The following is a 16,464-nucleotide window of genomic DNA, read 5'->3' as shown; positions in this document are numbered from 1 at the left end:
TGATGCTTTTTGGAGGCTCAGCATGTCCGTTGTCCTGAAGACTTTCGGTACCATCGGTATCGCGCTCGTCGGCCTGGTCGTGTACCTGGTTACCTATGCCAGCCACCATCTGCACTACGTGAATGGCTGGGAAGGCTTCGGCTTCATGAACTTCATGTTCTACTTCGCGCTGATCATGACCTTCGTGATGCTGGCCATCATCGCGGTCCTCTGCGTCGCCAACGACGACTGACGGTCCGTCCGGTTTTTCCGGAAATGCAAAACGCCGGGAGGGGAACCTCCCGGCGTTTTTTGTTGGGGCTCCCCCGCTCAGACCGGCGCGATCCAGGTGGCTTCGCGGCCCCGTTCCGTCGGCGCGGTGACGACCTGCACCCGCTGCCCCTCGCCCAGGCCTCCCAGGCCGCAGCGGCGCAGGACGGTCTTGTGGATGAAGACGTCCTTGCCGCCGTCATCGGCGCTGATGAAGCCGAAGCCCTTGGCACTGGCGAACCATTTGACATTGCCGAACAGGGACGGCCCCTCGGGCTGCGGGACCGGCGGCGGCAGTGTGGTGCTGTCGATTTCGATGATCTGGAGCACTTGGGCGCCTTTCGGCCCTTGACCGATCTCGCAGAGGATCTCGACGCCCTCGGGCAGACTGCTCAGCCCGATCCGCTGCAAGGCCGACAGGTGAATGAAGGCATCGCCGTCACCACCGATCGGCGCCACGAAGCCGAATCCCTTGTCGGTATTGAACCACTTGACCCGCGCCCTGGCCTGCTCGCCAGTTCGCGGCGCACGGGACTTTCCGCTGAGTAAGGTGAAGCTGGACACGTGAAACCTCAATATTTCTTGGCCCGATCCGTGCCGCCCCCTTCCGGACGCGGCCTCCGCAGGCTCGTTTTCCTCCCTCCCGTCTTTGGCGACGGGTCCTTTCTTTGTCTCACGCCACATCCGGCTTGACCAGCCTTGCCCGTCATTCCAAGGCGAATGACATACGCTGGCCCTCCCTTGGGGATAGACTTTTACCCCCCTTATCCCTCTTCCGCCCCGCCCCGGTTCTCTTGCATTGCGGAACTTGCCGGCGACCGGGCGCGTTAACTCCGAGACACGAAAATGCCACGTCAAGAAATGGCCGGGAGCTTTGGTCCAAGGAAGCCCCCTTTACCGGTTGAGCAGAAGGAAGGGACAGATGGCAAAGGACGAGAAGGCGCAGAACCAGAACGACAAGGCGGTTCAGAAGGGCCAACAGGCCGCCAATGAAACGGCTGAAACCGGCAAGAAGATGGCTGGCGAAGCCGGTGAAACGGGCAAGAAGGTGAGCGAAGAGGCCACCGAGACCGGCAAGAAGGTGAGCGAAGAAGCTGCCGAGTCCGGCAAGAAGATGATGGACGAAAGCGCCGAGACCGCCAAGAAGGCCAGCGAAGCCGGCCAGCGCGGCATGCAGCAGATGGCCGATCTCGGGCGTTCGCAGAGCGACCAGTTCCGCAACATGCTGGCCATGGCCAATAACGGCTATAGCGACATGGCCCGTTTTTCACGCGGCGACATGGAAGCCCTGATCCAGTCCAGTGCCCGCCTCGCCAAGGGATTCCAGGAAATCAGCATGGAAATGATGCAGTTCTCGCAAGAGAGCATGCGCAAATCCCTGAAGCGCGCCAACGAGCTCATGGAATGCCGCAGTGTCGAGGACATGCTTTCCCTCCAGCAGGACTTCATGAAGGAAAGCGTGGACGACCTGCTGCAGGAAAGTGCCAAGCTGCTGCAATTGTCCAGCCGCATGACCAACGACGCCGTCCAGCCCATTCAACAGCGGGCGGGGCGCGGCGACAACTGACCGGCACGGAGTTCTTCACCGGACTCCGCTGCCTTGCCAGCGACGGCCGCATCAGGCGGCCCGAGCCAGACAGGGTCGGCGCGACCCCCGGCGCCGGCCCTGTCCGCATGCCCGCATCGCCCCTTTCATCGGCAGATCAGATAATCCCCGCTGATCTCGTCCCGCGCTTTTTCCGCCTGACGGCGGAAGGAGTTCCAGCCGCGCGCCAGCACCTCGTCGAGCATCTTGTCGATGCTGTCGCAGCTGGCGGGAGTAACGGGACGGCTGCGGAAGACGGTGACGATGCGCCCATCCCAGGCGGCGACGGAGGCCTGGGGCGGCTGGCGCGGATATTCTCGCTCCAGCGCCCGCTGGCGGCGCTGGGTCTGCGCCAGGAAGCGCGGGCCGAAGGTTTCGTTGATCTGCAGCCATTTGTCCTGCGCGCCGGTGGTCCAGCGCGCTGCATCGCAGCGGGCGGACATTTCGCGCAGGCGCAGGCCATGCCGGACTTCCCGCTCGGCAATTGCTTCGGTCCTGGTCAGGCAGCCCCTGGGCTTGCCCTGTGCCTGTGCCGCGGAAGCAGCCATGACCAGAACCAATGCCAAGCTGATGACGGCGCGCATCCTGTTGGTCCTCTCTCGTCCCTATCCGTCCAGATTATGCGATCGGACAGGGACCAAGCAAGAAAGGCTTAGAAGCGTCGCAATCCGACATCAATGGAACTTTTCGCGTCGCAGCGGCGTTCCTGTGCCAAGTCAAGCCATTTTACTGGCGCAAGCAACCGATGGAGGACGAGATATGCGTAAAGGACTTCTTCTGGCGTCCGCGATTCTTCTGCCCCTGGGTCTGGCAGCTTGCGGCGAGGACACCGGTGGCCAGCAGGCCGATCAGCCCGCGGACCAGCCGACCGGCACCACCCAGGAAGGCATGGCTCCCGGCACCGGTGCCGGCAGCGGCACCGCCGATCAGCCGGACCCCGCCACGCCCCCGGCTGGCGGCCAGTAACAGGCGCAGCAGTCAGCCCCGTTGCGGCGGTCCCTTATGCGGACCGCCGCGCCCTTCCCTCCCGCTGGGCATCGGCCAGCATATCCATCCAGCGGATCACCGCCTTCCGGGTTTCCAAGGGCCCGGCCTTTTCCGACAAGAGCCCCTCGGCGACCAGCAATTCCTTGAGACGGTTCATCATCTGCATATGCCGATCGATTTCCGTGGTCTTCAGATGCAGATGCGTGATGTTCCTGATCTTGTGTTGGTGAGTCATGGCATTCCCTCCTGACGCGCCCTGAAGGGCGCTGTTTTTTTGTGGAGGGACCATAACATGCAGGGGCGGACGCGCCAAAAAGCCAGGCGTCTATACCAGCCGTCCAGTGGTCAGGGATGCCCTCTCCCTCTGGCATGGTGCCCCCTCCCAATGCCACGCAGGCCAAAGAGCAGGGCCAGGATGCAGGCATACAGCAGGGGCTGGGTGTAATCGGCCTTGATCATCAGGAAATAGTGGATCACGGCCAGCACGGCCGCCGGATAGACCAGCAGATGCAGCCGTTTCCACCGCGCCGCGCCCAGCCGCTTGATCATGCCCGCGCTGGACGTCAGCGCCAGGGGCAGAAGCAGCAGGAAAGCCGCCATGCCCAGCGTGATGTAAAGACGCTCGCTGATATCGGCCCAGATCTCCGCCCAGTCGAAGAACTGGTCAAGCACCACATAGGACGCCAGATGCAGGCCGGCATAGAAAAAGGCGAAAAGGCCCAGCATGCGGCGATAGCGCATCACCCGCGCCTGCCCCGTCAGCAGGCGCAGCGGCGTCACGGCCAAGCCGATCAGCAGGAAACGCAGGGCCCAATCGCCCAGGAAACGGTTGGTCGCCTCGATCGGATTGGCGCCCAGGCCGCCGCCACCGGTCAGGCCCAATACCCCCGTCCACTTCCACAGCAGCCAGACCAGGGGCAACAGGCACAGCGTGAAGACCAGCGGCTTGAAAGACCTCAGTACCACTTCGCCAGGTCCATGCCGGCATACAGACCGGCGACCTGTTCCTCATAGCCGTTGAACATCAGCGTTTCGCGGCGCTGGAACTCGCCGATCCGCCTTTCCCGGCGCTGGCTCCAGCGAGGATGGCTGACGCGAGGATTCACATTGGCGAAAATGCCGTATTCGCTGGGCGCCTGGATGTTCCAGGTGGTGCGCGGCATCTCCTCGGTGAAGCGGATCTTGACGATCGACTTGATGCTCTTGAAGCCGTATTTCCACGGCACCACCAGACGCAGGGGCGCCCCGTTCTGCGGCGGCAGGACCTCCCCATACAGGCCCACGGCCAGCATGGTCAGGGGATGCATCGCCTCGTCCATGCGCAAGGCCTCGACATAGGGCCAGGGCAGGACGTCGCGGCGCTGGCCGGGCATCTGCTCGGGGTCGAAGAGGGTGGTGAATTCCACCCATTTGGCATTGGCCGTCGGCTCGAATGCCTTCAGCACCGGCCCCAGTTCCATCCCCACCCAGGGAATGACCATGGACCAGGCCTCGACGCAGCGCAGGCGGTAGATGCGCTCTTCCAGGTCATGGCGGGCCATCAGCGCGTCCACGTCCACCACGCCCGGCCGGGCGCATTCGCCCTCGATTGTCACCGTCCAGGGATCGGTGACCAAGCCAGCGGCATGGCGCTTCGGATCGGACTTGTCGGGCCCGAATTCATAGAAATTGTTGTAGGAGGTGATCGAATCCCTGTCGGTCAGGTCCTCGTCCAGGGTCACCGCCCCTTCCCGATAGGCAGGCAAGTTGCGCGCCCAGGCCTGGGACGGCCCCAACAGGGCGCCCGCCGCCACCGTTCCCGCAGACATGGCCAAAAAGCGCCGCCGGTCGAGCCACAGCGCCTTGGGCGTGATTTCCGACGGCTTGGGCGCCGACGGGTCCCATCTCTTGATCAGCATGGCCTCTCTCCTTCCCTCTCCACCTTTATATAAGGGTCAGGAAGGAATCCGAATATCGGGCCGCACGGAATCGCCTTGCAACTTCACGGCGGCCCGGCTGGTCAGGAAGGTCAGGCAGACGACACGCAGAAGCGAGGCGAAATTGCCCACTTCCCCCCGTTCCAGCAGCACTTCGTCATGCAGCCGCGACAGGAACTGGCCGAGGGATAATTCCTCCTCGCGGGCCAGTTCCTCGAGCGTCTGCCAGAAACGCCGTTCGAGCCTGATGCTGGTGACACAGCTGTTCAACCGAACGGACCGCGTGATTCTTTCGTAATCCCGCGCCGGGGTGCTCGCATAAAGACGGCACATCCATCTTCTCCCGCTGGGCTGGTCGAGGCCAAGAGCATAGAACAGCTCCGGCCGGTCGGCCAGCCCCACACTCGGGATGCTGGCGGAAGTATTAGGCCGCCTGCTGCACCTTCGCGGACAGCACCTCGACGAACTGCGCCAGCCAGGCCGGATGGGCGGGCCAGGCCGGGGCGGTGACGAAGGGGCCGTCGGTGACCGCCTCGGTCAGCGCCACCTCGGCATATTCGGCTCCGGCGGCGCGGACTTCCGGCGCGCAGGCCGGATAGGCGGAGATGCGCCGCCCGCGGATGACATCGGCCGCCGTCAGGATCTGCGCGCCATGGCAGACGGCCGCGATCGGCTTGCCGGCATTGGCGAAGTGGCGCACGATCTCGAGCACGCCTTCGTCCAGGCGCAGATATTCCGGCGCCCGCCCGCCGGGAATCACCAGCCCGTCATAATCCTCGGGCCGGATAGCGGCGAAGTCGGCATTCAGCGCGAAATTATGGCCGCGCTTCTCGGAATAGGTCTGGTCGCCTTCGAAATCATGGATGGCTGTGCGGACGATATCGCCCGCCTTCCGGCCCGGACAGACGGCATGGACCGTGTAGCCCAGCATCTGCAGGGCCTGGAACGGCACCATGGTCTCGTAATCCTCGGCGTAGTCGCCGACCAGCATCAACAGCTTGCCCTGTTTCATGGCTCATGCCTCCCGCTTCTTGGTTCGTGATGGCCGCCAGCATGACCCAAACGCGGCGGCAACGGGTAGCAGCGGGCTACTACCGGGCGGAAAAAGATCGGCGCCAGAACCTGCCCTTCTCCGCGATTGTTCGCCTTGCAAAAGCTTTCCGGAGGAGTCAATGCCGAACCAGCTGCAAGACCGCATCGCCATCGTCACCGGCTCGGATTCCGGCATCGGCCAAGCCGTGGCCGAGGAATTCGCGCGCAACGGGGCCGATGTCACCATCACCTATTTCCGCGACGAGGAAGGCGCGCAGGAAACAAAACGGCGGGTCGAGGCCTGCGGACGGCGGGCTATCATCGTCCAGGCCGATCTGCGTGACGAGAAGGCCGCCGAACGGATCTTCGACGAGACCATCGCCACGCTGGGCACGCCCCATATCCTGGTCAACAATGCCGGCATCGACGCCACCGGCACGCAGGTGGCCGAGATGACGCTCGATGACTGGGACCGGGTGATCCGCACCAATCTCTACGGCCCCTTCTTCTGCTGCCGCCGCTTCATCCAGGAACGCCGCAAGCAGGGCGGCGGCGGCAAGATCGTCAACGTCACCTCGGTCCACGAGGAAATCCCGCGCGTGGGATCGGCCGCCTATGACAGTTCCAAGGGCGGCCTGCGCAACCTGACCCGCACCCTGGCGCTGGAACTGGCGCCCGACCGGATCAACGTCAACAACCTGGCCCCCGGCATGATCCTGACGCCGATGAACCAGGCGGCCATCGACGACAGGGAAGCCTATGACCGGCAGGTCCAGAACATTCCGTGGAAACGGGCGGGCGAGCCTTGGGAGGTTGCCAAGCTGGCACTTTTCCTGGCCTCCGAGGATGCCGATTACATTACCGGCCAGAGCTTTACCATTGATGGCGGCCTGGAAATGAATATGGGGCAAGGGGCGTAGCCAGTGCAGCGGTGGGAACAAACCATAGGGCAAGAGCGTTGTCCCGGTATGCAATGCCTGACTTTGATCCATCAGCCCGCGGGGAGGCGTTCATGAACATCTTTTACATCATCGGCGTAATTGTCGTGATCATTGCCATTTTGTCTTTCCTTGGCCTGCGTTAACCCGGAAAGACAAAACGAAGCGGGGAGGCAGATCGCTGCCTCCCCGCTCACGTTTCGACCAAGGGAAGAAAGACTCAGAATTCCCGCGTGACGCCGAATTCCAGCTGTGTGCGGTCGAATTCATAAAGCGCGATGGTCGAATCCTGCTTTTCGTAGCTCACCCCCAGCTTGGGTAGGAAGCCCTGCCATTCGAAATGGCGCAGCACCACCGACAGGCGTGACAGCCAGCGCGTATCCTTGCGGCGTTCCGGCCCGAAGATCATGATCGGCGCGTCGAAGCGGCGGGTGCTGATCTCCTGTTCCACCTGCGCATTGATGCCCCAGGGCAGTTCCGCATAAAGCGCCACGCCACCGCGAAGGGTGGTGTTGCGATAGGGCTCCTCCTCCGCCTGTTCGCGCCGCACGCCCCCGAAGCCGCGCAGGAAGAGGCCACGGTCGAGAGCATAGGTGGCGGCAAGCAGAGCTGTCATGGCGGGCCCGTCCAGCCATTCCGCATTGCGGTGGGTGACCTGCAGATATTCGACCCGCCCGTCCAGACGCAGGCGGTCTCCCAGCACTCCGCCTATTTCCAGACGCGGCCCCAAGGCATGGCTGTAGGGCGTGCCGCCATACCAGCGCCGATAGCCGGCGGCGACTAGCGAGACCTCGGCATTGGGCGTGGAATAGGCCGGACCGGCGAAACCGGACAAGGTGGTGTCGTCGAAGAAGCCCCCCTCGTAATCGACATGATGAAGGCTGCCCCCGGCACGCAGGCGCCAATCCTCGCCCAAGGGGTGGAAGACCTGGCCGTAGAGGGTTGCCGCCACGCCGGTACCGGGACGCCGCCGCGCGTCCTTGGACAAGGTGAAGGGGACGCCGTGGATCCAGATTTCCTCGACATTGGTGGCGCCGTTGATGTTGTCGTCGGCGACCAGGGCGAAATCGAAACCGGCCGACCATCTGCGCCGCCGGTTGATCTCGGCCAGATGCAGCCGCACCCGCTCGCGTACCATGTCGGGCACATCCTCGATCAGCACCCGGCGCAGCGAGGCCATGGCCGCCTGCTCCTCACCCGCCATGGCCTGGGCGCGAGCCATGGCAAGACGCAGCCGGGGGGAGCCGGGATCATCCGCCAGCAGGCGGCGGAAGATGGCGGCGGCCTCGTCATGCCGCCCGGTTTCCAATGCCGCCAGCCCCAGCTGGAAACGACCGTCCTTCGAGGTCAGGGCCCCCTCGGTGGCTTTCAGCAGCCGATAGGCCTCCTCCGCCTGCCCCTCGACCAGCATCCGCGCCGAAGCCGCCATCACCACCGCCTCGATCTCGGCGGGATCGGTGATCTCGCGCGCCTCCTGCGCCCGGGCCGGGGCCATCGCCAGCAGGAATGCCAGCAGCGTTATCCATGGAAAATAGCGAAAGACATGCCGGCGGCGCCGGTCAGGCGCCGCCGCTACAGACCGAACTCTGCTTCGATTCAAGGCTTGGCGGCTCCGAACGACCCCACGGCCGTCATATTGCCATCCGTCAGGTTCCATGCCCCGCCGATTTCCTCGGCCGCCGTGCCGTAGAACTTGCCCGTGATGCTGCCGCCGGCAGTGGAGGAGCCGTCAATGCTGGTGGTGCCGCTGAAGGCATTGCTGCCTGCGGCCCAGCCCGCATTCACATTGACATCACGCCAGTTCGAGACATCGCCGTTGCCGGTATTGGTCGCCTGCATGTTGGAGAACCCGCCGCTGATGTTGCGGCGGCTGAAATCGGCCGTCAGCGTGGCGTCGCCGCTCAGGGTGTAACGGTTGGAGCCGTCGACCGCCAGGCCCATGACATCACCGCTATAGGTCGCGCTGCCCGTCTGGGGAATGGCTGTGGCCTGGGTTTCGTACCCGCCCGCGAAGGCGTGGAATTCCGTCCTGGCGGGGTTCTTGGTGCCGGTCCACATGCCGAAGGCGACATATTCCAGGCTCTGCACCACGGCTTGGTAATCGCTCCCGCCATAGCGGAGACGGCCATTACCATCCGGCGTGGCGGTAGCGCGTTCGAAGACATAGCGGCCCGATTCCGCCATCACTTCGATGTCGCCATTCTCCTTGATCGTCAGCGAGGAATACTTGGGCAGCGTCGCGGTTCTAGCGGCCTCGGGAGTGTAGGGACGGGGACCGACCTGGCCCTCTGCCGTCACCTGCCCACCAGCGCTCACCGACTGGAATTCGTTGACCTTGCCGGAAGCCCCGCTCAGGTCCTCGCGGATATCGTCATCCGGCGTCGCATAGCCGGGGCCGCTGCCGCCGCCACCATTTCCTCCGTCATTGCCGCCGCCGCCATTGCCCCCATCACCATTCCCCCCGTCGCCACCACCGCCGTCACCACCGCCGCTGCTCGGAGGATTCGCCCCTCCGGGGCCACCGGAGGCATGACCGCCGCCCCCGCTACTGCACGCCGCCAGCAAGGCGATCAGCGGCAGAACCACCCAAGCTTTCCTCATGACACCCCTCCAAGACTGCCAAAACCGCATCGGGGGTGAGGATGGGAAAGCCATTTTCCTGCCACAATAGGATGCGCGGGCGGTTAATCCTTTTGCGCCGCACTCTTTGGGGTTAGCCCTTCACGAATCCAGACTATTGGCCGGGGAGGCGGCGTCCCTTTCATGACCAAAGCCGTGTCCTACATCACTTTCTTGAAAGAGCCGCAACGCCCAGGGGATCCTGGCGAAAAGACAGGTACACGCATGACGGAAAGCATCATCCTCCCCTGCCCCAATTGCGACCGGCAGAACCGCCTGCCGGTGAGCCGCCTGGACCAGGGCGGCAAATGCGGCGCCTGCGGATCCCCCCTCTTCACCGGACGGCCGCTCGTGCTGGATACCGCCCGCTTCGACAGGCATATCCGCTCCGAACTGCCCCTGCTGGTGGATTTCTGGGCGCCCTGGTGCGGCCCCTGCAAGGCCATGGCGCCGGTCTTCGAGGCCGCCGCCCGCGAGATGCAGCCCCGCCTGCGCCTCGCCAAAATCAACACGGATGCCGAACCCGAACTCTCCACCCGCTATCACATCCGCAGCATCCCGACCCTGATCCTGTTCAAGACCGGGCGCGAGATCGCCCGCCATAGCGGCGCCATGGGCGGGCAGGATTTGCGGCGATGGATTGCGCAGGTGGCGCGGTGACGGCCTTCCCTAGTCCTGCGGGGGCGGCAGGACCAGAACGTCGCATTCCGCATCATCCTGGACCAGGGCTTCGCTGACGCTGCCGAACAGCAGGCGTTCGATCAGGCTCTTGCCGCTCGGGCGCAGGACCAGGACATCGGCCCCCAGGGTCATGCGCCAGCTCTGCACGGCCTCGACCGGATCGCCGATGGTGACATAGCAGCTCGGCCGCCAGTCCGGCGTGGCGACTTCCTCGGCGATGAGTTCCAGGACGCCTTGCGCCCGAGCCAGGGAATCCTCGTCGAACTTCTTCACCGCCTCGGGCCGCGCCTCGGCGGCGATCATCTGCATGCGCGTGCTGTCGGCCAGGACGGCCAGCAGGGCCAGCGGAACGTCCTCGAGGACATCGCGTGCCATCCGCACATTGTCCCGGAACTCGGCTTCCACATCGACCGGCGCCAGGGCCATGGCGTAATGCGCGGCCTCGCTTTTCCGCACGACCAGGATCGGCACCTTCGCGGCCCGCATCAGCTGGACGGTCGTGCTGCCCTTGGTCACCTGATCGAACCAGCTCCGCCGCGAGGCCGGGCCGACCACCAGCAGATCGGCCGCAAGTTCGGCAGCCTTGCCGAGAATCGCCGCCGCGCCGCCGGTCACGACATCCATGTCCACCCTGTCCTGCAATTCCCCGGGCAGCAGGCCCTTGAACTGCAGAAGCTGCGTCAGGGCGGCTTCGTGGCCGCTATCCCCGGCCAGGGCATGAACGGCATGCAGGCGCCCCTCCCCGCCCGCCATCATATGACCGGCCTGGATCAGGACATTCAGGCTGGATGGCGAAAGATCGAGCGCGACAAGGATATTCCGGGCCATCTGCCTTCCTCCACTCATTTCACCCAAAGAGTACGGGGTTTTCCGCGGAAAGCAATATGTGGGGTTTGCCCCTCCATGCCGCAGGTATACAGAAGGCCCCGAAGAGGCCTTTGAACAGAATAGATCATGGAAGGAACCAGCGCAGGACAAGGACGCCCCTGCCACAGCCTCGGCCGCTGTGAAAGGCCGGCATCCGTATTGTCCGACGAGATAGCGAACGAGAGCGTTCGTTTCCCACAGGACCAGATCATCATCTTTAAGGTAAGGAACAAAGCCGTTGGGGGAGTCGCAAGATAGTCCGGGTCGGCCTAGCCCGCCGAAGGAGCCTCCGGCGATAATACGGTCCTAAGCGAGAGCGAATTCCGCGGCGCACGACAGCACCTTGCGAACGCTGGTCGAGTTGATGCGCCCCCAATTTTTCACGCAGTCTATTCCTGCTTTGCTATATGTCGCCGAAATCCCGATTAAAGCGGCAATTCGATGTCTGCTTTCTGCAGCAGCTATGAAGACTGGCAGCAGCACCTGCAAGGTCCGCTTTCAGGTATCAAAGTATGTTACGAACGCCTGAAAGGGGATTGAGAGCCGCCCCGAGCGATGCGACCACCAGGGGTAGGAAGCGGTCAGCCAGCTTTCACGAACGACGAACCGGGCTACATGCTCCTTGCCCTCATCCATTTTCGCAGACGCCCGCGCGCGTTAGCGTATGGCGAAGACGTGTTGAGCTGGATCATTCGGCCCAACGTCCATTTTCCCTCATACCAGGGTCGTCCATAGAGAGCGTCGTTGTCGCGATCCTCAATCTCGGAAACAATTTTGGCTTTGGCCGTTTCCAGCCGGTCAAGAAGCTGCGGATAAGGAACGGCCTCGTAATCGCTATAGAATTTCTGGGCGAGGCGGCCGAGTTCGTTCCACTTGAAACCGGTTTCGGGGAAGTCGATCGCCTCTCCCGTCGCATCGTGATGAAGCCACTTTAGCACCAGTTCATTCCACCCGGTCAGGTAAGCGGCGAGGTTCGCAACGCTCATCATCTTGCCCTTGGCGTGGCCCTCCATAGTGCATTCATCGACAATCGCCCGAGGAACCGCACGGAGGTCTTCCATCAGCTTGTCGAAGTTCGTGTTTATCGCCGCCAGCAACTCGTCCTTGTTTCCAGGAACAGCCACAATCGTTCAACCTTCTCGCGGTTTTCTCACCGCATTATCGCGAATCCACACCAAAGAACATTGATTCTGCGCAAGCATTTCTCTCGGTCCTCGAAGACCCTGCAAATGTTTGTTTTCCGGCGTCGCTGTCCCGCCCTGAACGACATGCTTCGGCTCATATTCAGTCAATTCAAGGTTAACGATGCCGTCTCGCCGATGTACGATCTTGCACGCTGGCGGGAGCCGCTTGCCTTACTGTGTTGTGCGAGCAGTCTAAAGGGTGTTTTAAGAAAAAGTCCTATCTTGATTAAATGAATGAATGCTCAAGCCTCATTATACAGAAGCGCTGAAACGCACGAATGTTCTAGAAATCTTGGCCCCGTTCGATCCCCATGTCGCGGGTACACCGCCCTTGGGTCTCGACCTGCCCACGAGCGACATAGACGTCCTTTGTCATGCGCCTGACCCGCATGCGTTCACCCAGACTGTTTGGGAAGCCTACGCCGAATACGATGAATTTTGTGTCCGGCAATGGATCGGCAGAGAAAATCCGGTCATTGCCTCGTTTGCCGCAGCCGGTTGGACTTTCGAATTATTCGGCCAAGCTCTGCCCGTGTCCGAGCAGCACGGCTGGAGGCATTTTCAGGTGGAGCATAGGCTCCTGACTATTGGCGGGAATTCCTTCCGCGCGGCCGTTATGCAGCGTCGAAACGACGGCATGAAAACAGAACCCGCATTCGCGGCGACACTCGACCTCAAGGGAAGCAACCCTTATCAGGCGCTGCTTGAGATAGCAGATTGGTCGGACGACGCGCTGACCGCGCTGCTACATGAGAGAGGATTCTAGCGTCCGACGAGGCTTGCATCGTATCAGGTTGGTATACCTGTTGTACGAAGGCCCTGCTGACATCCGGCATGTTTGCTGACGACAACGTCGCAATGAGCAGCTTCCATGACCGGCCTTGATCCCGCTGCCTTACCGAGATAGACCGTCTCGCGTCACCCGTTCAGCCGGTCGTCCAGCCGGAAAGATATGGCTCCTGACGGCATGATGCGGACATACATGCCGCCGCAATCCGCGATCTTGAATATTCCGCCTTCTGGTTTCAGGGCCTTAATTGCGAATGACGATGTCCGTCGGCATTGCCGTGTCACCTCCGGAAAAGCGCCGTCATGCGGCTTTGGGAGGTCCGCGCCGAAGAAACATGCGCTTTCACAAAGGCTTAAGCCAAGAAAATACCATCACGAGCCCTATTTCCCGTGACGGTACACGCAAACTATGCCCAGCAATAGGCACCGCCGAAAAACTTCTACATTTCAGTATGGTGTGCCGAACTCTAGCGTAAAATCGGCGGCGTTTGGACAGGCCAGAATCACTCCACTCTATTACAAACAACCAATAAAAATCATTATTTTTCAATTGGATGAATATTACCAATAGTTCTATACCATTAAAAATACCATGTGCGGGTGAGTGAGTTTCATTCCAGTGGCGCTTCAGCTCCCGACAGCGCGGGAGGTTGCGGCCCACATCCTGTACAGTACAGCCGACCTCAACATCCGATATCCCGATCACAGAGGGTGCCTCAATATCAACGGCGCCCTGGCGGGATCGGACGAAGCCGAAACTGTGCGGCAAGCATTGATCGATCTCCGCGCGGCTGGCGAGGCGCAGCTTCGCGAACGCTTCGAACGGGCAAAGACGGAGGGCGACTTGCCACAGTCGGCCAAACCAGATGCCCTGGCGGCATTCGTGATGGCCGTCGCTCACGGCATGGCGGTGCAGGCCAAGGCCGGATTTACCCGCGAAAAGCTGGAGGCTGTGGCCGAACAAGCGCTTTCCACCTGGCCGACAGGCCGTTCCACACCCTCTGGAACGTCATCCTGAAATCCTAGAAGAAGCGCCCCGCCGTCGCTTGAGCGGCTCCGACAGGGGCGCGATTATGCTTCGATCACCACGGCACAGTGCCGTCCTCGCCGTTCAGCGCAAGGCGCATTGGTTCACGTCCATGGATAAGCATGGACCATCAATGCAGGGCCTAAACATATAGGCCAGGACCAGAGCGGCCTTGCCTGTCCGTGGAGACCCGATAGTAGGCGACATACCGCACAGCCTTACGGGTGTCACCGAGGCTGCATCGGCTGCTCCAGTTGCGCATACCTACCAGTTTTTCACCGTGTTCTTTGCGTTAGCTGCTAGTCTGTAAAGTGGGGTTGTGGTTGAGTAAGAGAGAGGCACATGGCAGGCAAGCGGCAGCACTACGTTCCGCGCTTGTTACAACGCGGGTTCCTGCACGACCCCGCGGAGAAAGCCGAGCGCACTTGGCTTCATCGCCCCCACACCCCTCCGAAGTTGGTAGGTATCCGAGACGTAGGCGTCGGAGACTGGTTTTACTCTGAGAAGTCGCTTGATGGCCTGCCAACTTTAGATGATGAAATCACCGCACTCGAAGGTGATCTCAGTGCAGTGGTAAACGATATGCGGGCAAGGCAACCTGGGGAAGTTGTTTCTCCTGGAGTGGCTGCCCGGTGTGTCGTGCACCTTGCAATGCGGACGGACCACATTCGTCGCGTGATGCTCGAAGCCCTCACGGAGCTCACCGATGAAATCCAGACATTATTCTCCGACACGTCCCGACTAGCAAACGCGTTTGGCCTCCATAATGCTGAGCTGTCGCAGACTGTTGCGGAGGTCATTCGCGAGGCAGCATTGGAATTTGCACCAACTGGTGCACCGCCTCCGTTCACGGAAAGAGTGCTGTCGGTGCTCACGCGTGAGAACAGGGATGAGTTAATCCGCAACGCGGTAACAACTCTATCTCCGCTCTTCCCAATGCTTCTTGAAGGATTGGCTAAGACGGTTCGAAACGCCCATAACCGCATCCTCGCGACATCGCCGGAGGCTAACGGATGGATAGCAACTCTCTCTGGTTTCAGTTGGGCCATTGAAAGTGGTTGCGACCTCATCCTCCCTGATGCGGTCGTGCTCGCGACCGAAGAAAGCGAACGCTTAGTGCCCCTCTTGTTTACTAACGGGGAAAGTGTTCGCGCCGTCGCGATGCCAATCTCCAGCAACCTCGTTCTTGTAGGCACAAGAGACGGCTGCGAAGCCATCAATGTTAAGCTCTTTAATGAGCATGCAGCTGCCGCATGTCGGGTCTTTTTCATCAGTTCGCGCCCGCTTGAGGATGATACGCTTACGAGGCTGATTGGCACCGGCCCGGCTGCCACAATCCAAGCTGCGGTCGAGGACGCGGTAAAAAGTGCGGAATTGGGTGGCTCCAGCCGAACTCCTTCAGTTTCGCAGTCAGCGACATGCGCTCTTGACTGGAAGAACTTTTCCTACTCGCTGCATCTTGCTGACTATGGCGATGATGAGCACGTCAAAGAGGTCAGCAGTGTGGTGCAATCCGTCGTCGGGGAGCTAGCACGGCATCTGCCGCTGCACGACTTGGATGGTTTAACAATCGCAGCCGACTACAAAAAAGCGCTGATGGAGCTAGACAGGGGTGATGCAAACCTCCCCTCCGCCACGACGGACGCGCTTGGCTATGGCATTGGTGTAGCTAAGCCGGTGAACGTAGTGCGTGAAGGTGTCCAGAAAACGCACATCGTCATCAGCGCCTCACTCGCACACTCATGGTTCGCAGATGACGCTGAAACCAGAGCCGGAGCGCTCAATGTCCTCGTAAAGATGCTGGCAACTGTCGCGTATTGGACGCTTCTGTCTAGGAACGCTATCGCGACCTTCAGGCCTGACCCCCTTACGGCGCAACTTCATCCACTTGTCGCCACCGCTCCCTGTGGGTGGTTTAGCGCGCGAGAGAGCGCATTCGTCGCACCGCACCTTGGTGGTTTCTATGCAGATCTCGTCATCGAGGCTCTGGAGTTCGCTGAACTAGAGGTCTCCAAAGAGCTTGAGAGCAGTAGGCGTACTGGAGACATCACCAATGTAACGCGTCGAGCGTCCGAGTGCGTATCCACCATACTCACGCACGCTGCTGATTGGCTCGGCCACAGGACTGGGCTCCCTGATGGCGAAGCATTCAATGGCAAGGATTTGCCTGCACGCCTCCAATCAAGGGGCTTGGATAAGTGGATAGAACTGTTCGGCTCTGACCTTGCGGCCATTCACGAAAACGAAGCTGATGGCCTAAACATGGCGTTCCTTGTGCGACTTAGCCAGCACGTCGAGCGCCTTCTATGGGTGCTGGGGGTTTACGCATGGGTTGATGAGGAGGAGAGTATCCATTGTCTCGTTTCAGAACAAAGATTAGCCATGCCGTTACAGCTGAGTGCGGCGCACGAGGCTTTTAATTAAGTTGTACAGCCCGTTTATGGCGCTTTACCAAATTGGCACCAAGGTGTTCATGTCGCGCAACGGCCTGCCTGTGAACTCCTGCGGTTAAGGCGCTCCCTCGCCCCCGCCGACGGAAGCAACCGCTCACAAAGTCACGCAAAACCAAGGATGGTACGGATCGCCCCGG

19 protein-coding genes are annotated in these 16,464 nt (G+C 61.5%); 8 read left to right on the top strand and 11 right to left on the bottom strand.

Annotation, left to right across the window (positions count from 1 at the left end; translation table 11 throughout):
- The first annotated feature begins 22 nt into the window (after window positions 1–22).
- Window positions 23–232, top strand: a complete 210-nt coding sequence (locus tag EPD66_RS12080; protein WP_142848764.1) for a hypothetical protein — start codon at window positions 23–25, stop codon at window positions 230–232.
- A gap of 77 nt (window positions 233–309) precedes the next feature.
- On the opposite strand, the gene EPD66_RS24755 is transcribed toward EPD66_RS12080, so the two are convergent.
- Window positions 310–813: a cold-shock protein gene (locus EPD66_RS24755; protein WP_304650059.1), complete on the bottom strand. Its 504-nt coding sequence runs from the start codon at window positions 811–813 to the stop codon at window positions 310–312.
- Between the two features lie 358 nt (window positions 814–1,171).
- Between EPD66_RS24755 and EPD66_RS12070 the strand changes: the two genes are divergently transcribed.
- Complete coding sequence (locus EPD66_RS12070; RefSeq protein ID WP_142848762.1) at window positions 1,172–1,816, top strand: phasin family protein; 645 nt, start codon at window positions 1,172–1,174, stop codon at window positions 1,814–1,816.
- 125 nt (window positions 1,817–1,941) lie between these two features.
- Here EPD66_RS12070 and EPD66_RS12065 read toward each other — a convergent pair whose 3' ends face one another.
- Complete coding sequence (locus tag EPD66_RS12065; protein WP_142848761.1) at window positions 1,942–2,418, bottom strand: hypothetical protein; 477 nt, start codon at window positions 2,416–2,418, stop codon at window positions 1,942–1,944.
- Between the two features lie 175 nt (window positions 2,419–2,593).
- On the opposite strand from EPD66_RS12065, the gene EPD66_RS12060 reads away from it, so the two are divergent.
- The gene (locus EPD66_RS12060) at window positions 2,594–2,800 is read left to right on the top strand and encodes a hypothetical protein (RefSeq protein WP_142848760.1); all 207 of its coding nucleotides are present in this window, start codon (window positions 2,594–2,596) and stop codon (window positions 2,798–2,800) included.
- A 34-nt stretch (window positions 2,801–2,834) separates the two neighbouring features.
- On the opposite strand, the gene EPD66_RS12055 is transcribed toward EPD66_RS12060, so the two are convergent.
- The 5 genes from EPD66_RS12055 to EPD66_RS12035 all read right to left on the bottom strand — a co-directional run bounded on the left by EPD66_RS12055 (window position 2,835) and on the right by EPD66_RS12035 (window position 5,749).
- Window positions 2,835–3,056: a hypothetical protein gene (locus EPD66_RS12055; RefSeq protein WP_142848759.1), complete on the bottom strand. Its 222-nt coding sequence runs from the start codon at window positions 3,054–3,056 to the stop codon at window positions 2,835–2,837.
- 110 nt (window positions 3,057–3,166) lie between these two features.
- Entirely contained in the window at window positions 3,167–3,787 is a 621-nt protein-coding gene (locus tag EPD66_RS12050) for a protein-methionine-sulfoxide reductase heme-binding subunit MsrQ (RefSeq protein WP_142848758.1), read from the bottom strand.
- Window positions 3,778–4,719, bottom strand: coding sequence for a protein-methionine-sulfoxide reductase catalytic subunit MsrP (msrP, locus tag EPD66_RS12045; protein ID WP_142848757.1), 942 nt, complete (start codon window positions 4,717–4,719; stop codon window positions 3,778–3,780). The genes EPD66_RS12050 and msrP overlap by 10 nt, the downstream gene beginning before the upstream one ends.
- A gap of 36 nt (window positions 4,720–4,755) precedes the next feature.
- Complete coding sequence (locus EPD66_RS12040; protein WP_142848756.1) at window positions 4,756–5,070, bottom strand: ribbon-helix-helix domain-containing protein; 315 nt, start codon at window positions 5,068–5,070, stop codon at window positions 4,756–4,758.
- Window positions 5,071–5,161: 91 nt separating this feature from the next.
- On the bottom strand, window positions 5,162–5,749 hold the full coding sequence (locus EPD66_RS12035) for a DJ-1/PfpI family protein (RefSeq protein ID WP_142848755.1): 588 nt from the start codon (window positions 5,747–5,749) through the stop codon (window positions 5,162–5,164).
- Between the two features lie 160 nt (window positions 5,750–5,909).
- Between EPD66_RS12035 and EPD66_RS12030 the strand changes: the two genes are divergently transcribed.
- Window positions 5,910–6,689 carry an SDR family oxidoreductase gene (locus tag EPD66_RS12030; protein WP_142848754.1) on the top strand — a complete coding sequence of 260 codons (780 nt, stop codon included), beginning with the start codon at window positions 5,910–5,912 and terminating at the stop codon, window positions 6,687–6,689.
- 238 nt (window positions 6,690–6,927) lie between these two features.
- Here the strand turns inward: EPD66_RS12030 and EPD66_RS12025 are convergent, their stop codons facing one another.
- Window positions 6,928–8,202 (bottom strand): surface lipoprotein assembly modifier, encoded by a 1,275-nt coding sequence (locus tag EPD66_RS12025; RefSeq protein WP_185961386.1) that lies wholly within the window; start codon window positions 8,200–8,202, stop codon window positions 6,928–6,930.
- A gap of 101 nt (window positions 8,203–8,303) precedes the next feature.
- A complete protein-coding gene (locus tag EPD66_RS12020; RefSeq protein ID WP_142848752.1) occupies window positions 8,304–9,308 on the bottom strand; it encodes a transferrin-binding protein-like solute binding protein in 1,005 nt (334 codons plus the stop codon).
- Window positions 9,309–9,551: 243 nt separating this feature from the next.
- On the opposite strand from EPD66_RS12020, the gene trxC reads away from it, so the two are divergent.
- Window positions 9,552–9,986: a thioredoxin TrxC gene (gene trxC, locus EPD66_RS12015; protein ID WP_142848751.1), complete on the top strand. Its 435-nt coding sequence runs from the start codon at window positions 9,552–9,554 to the stop codon at window positions 9,984–9,986.
- A 9-nt stretch (window positions 9,987–9,995) separates the two neighbouring features.
- Here the strand turns inward: trxC and EPD66_RS12010 are convergent, their stop codons facing one another.
- Together EPD66_RS12010 and EPD66_RS12005 are read right to left on the bottom strand one after the other, a co-directional pair.
- On the bottom strand, window positions 9,996–10,835 hold the full coding sequence (locus EPD66_RS12010; protein ID WP_185961385.1) for a universal stress protein: 840 nt from the start codon (window positions 10,833–10,835) through the stop codon (window positions 9,996–9,998).
- 650 nt (window positions 10,836–11,485) lie between these two features.
- Window positions 11,486–11,998 carry a ClbS/DfsB family four-helix bundle protein gene (locus EPD66_RS12005; RefSeq protein WP_142848749.1) on the bottom strand — a complete coding sequence of 171 codons (513 nt, stop codon included), beginning with the start codon at window positions 11,996–11,998 and terminating at the stop codon, window positions 11,486–11,488.
- A gap of 298 nt (window positions 11,999–12,296) precedes the next feature.
- On the opposite strand from EPD66_RS12005, the gene EPD66_RS11995 reads away from it, so the two are divergent.
- From EPD66_RS11995 to EPD66_RS11980, 3 genes are all read left to right on the top strand, one after another.
- Window positions 12,297–12,824 (top strand): DUF4269 domain-containing protein, encoded by a 528-nt coding sequence (locus EPD66_RS11995; RefSeq protein ID WP_142848748.1) that lies wholly within the window; start codon window positions 12,297–12,299, stop codon window positions 12,822–12,824.
- Window positions 12,825–13,466: 642 nt separating this feature from the next.
- The gene (locus EPD66_RS11985; RefSeq protein ID WP_221930966.1) at window positions 13,467–13,865 is read left to right on the top strand and encodes a hypothetical protein; all 399 of its coding nucleotides are present in this window, start codon (window positions 13,467–13,469) and stop codon (window positions 13,863–13,865) included.
- Between the two features lie 351 nt (window positions 13,866–14,216).
- A complete protein-coding gene (locus EPD66_RS11980; protein ID WP_142848747.1) occupies window positions 14,217–16,298 on the top strand; it encodes a DUF4238 domain-containing protein in 2,082 nt (693 codons plus the stop codon).
- Window positions 16,299–16,464 lie beyond the last annotated feature (166 nt).

Source organism: Telmatospirillum sp. J64-1, assembly GCF_006980715.1.
Lineage (GTDB): Bacteria > Pseudomonadota > Alphaproteobacteria > Rhodospirillales > Magnetospirillaceae > Oleiliquidispirillum > Oleiliquidispirillum nitrogeniifigens.
Note: the sequence above shows the minus strand (reverse complement) of the source record. Positions and strands in the feature narration are given on the sequence as shown.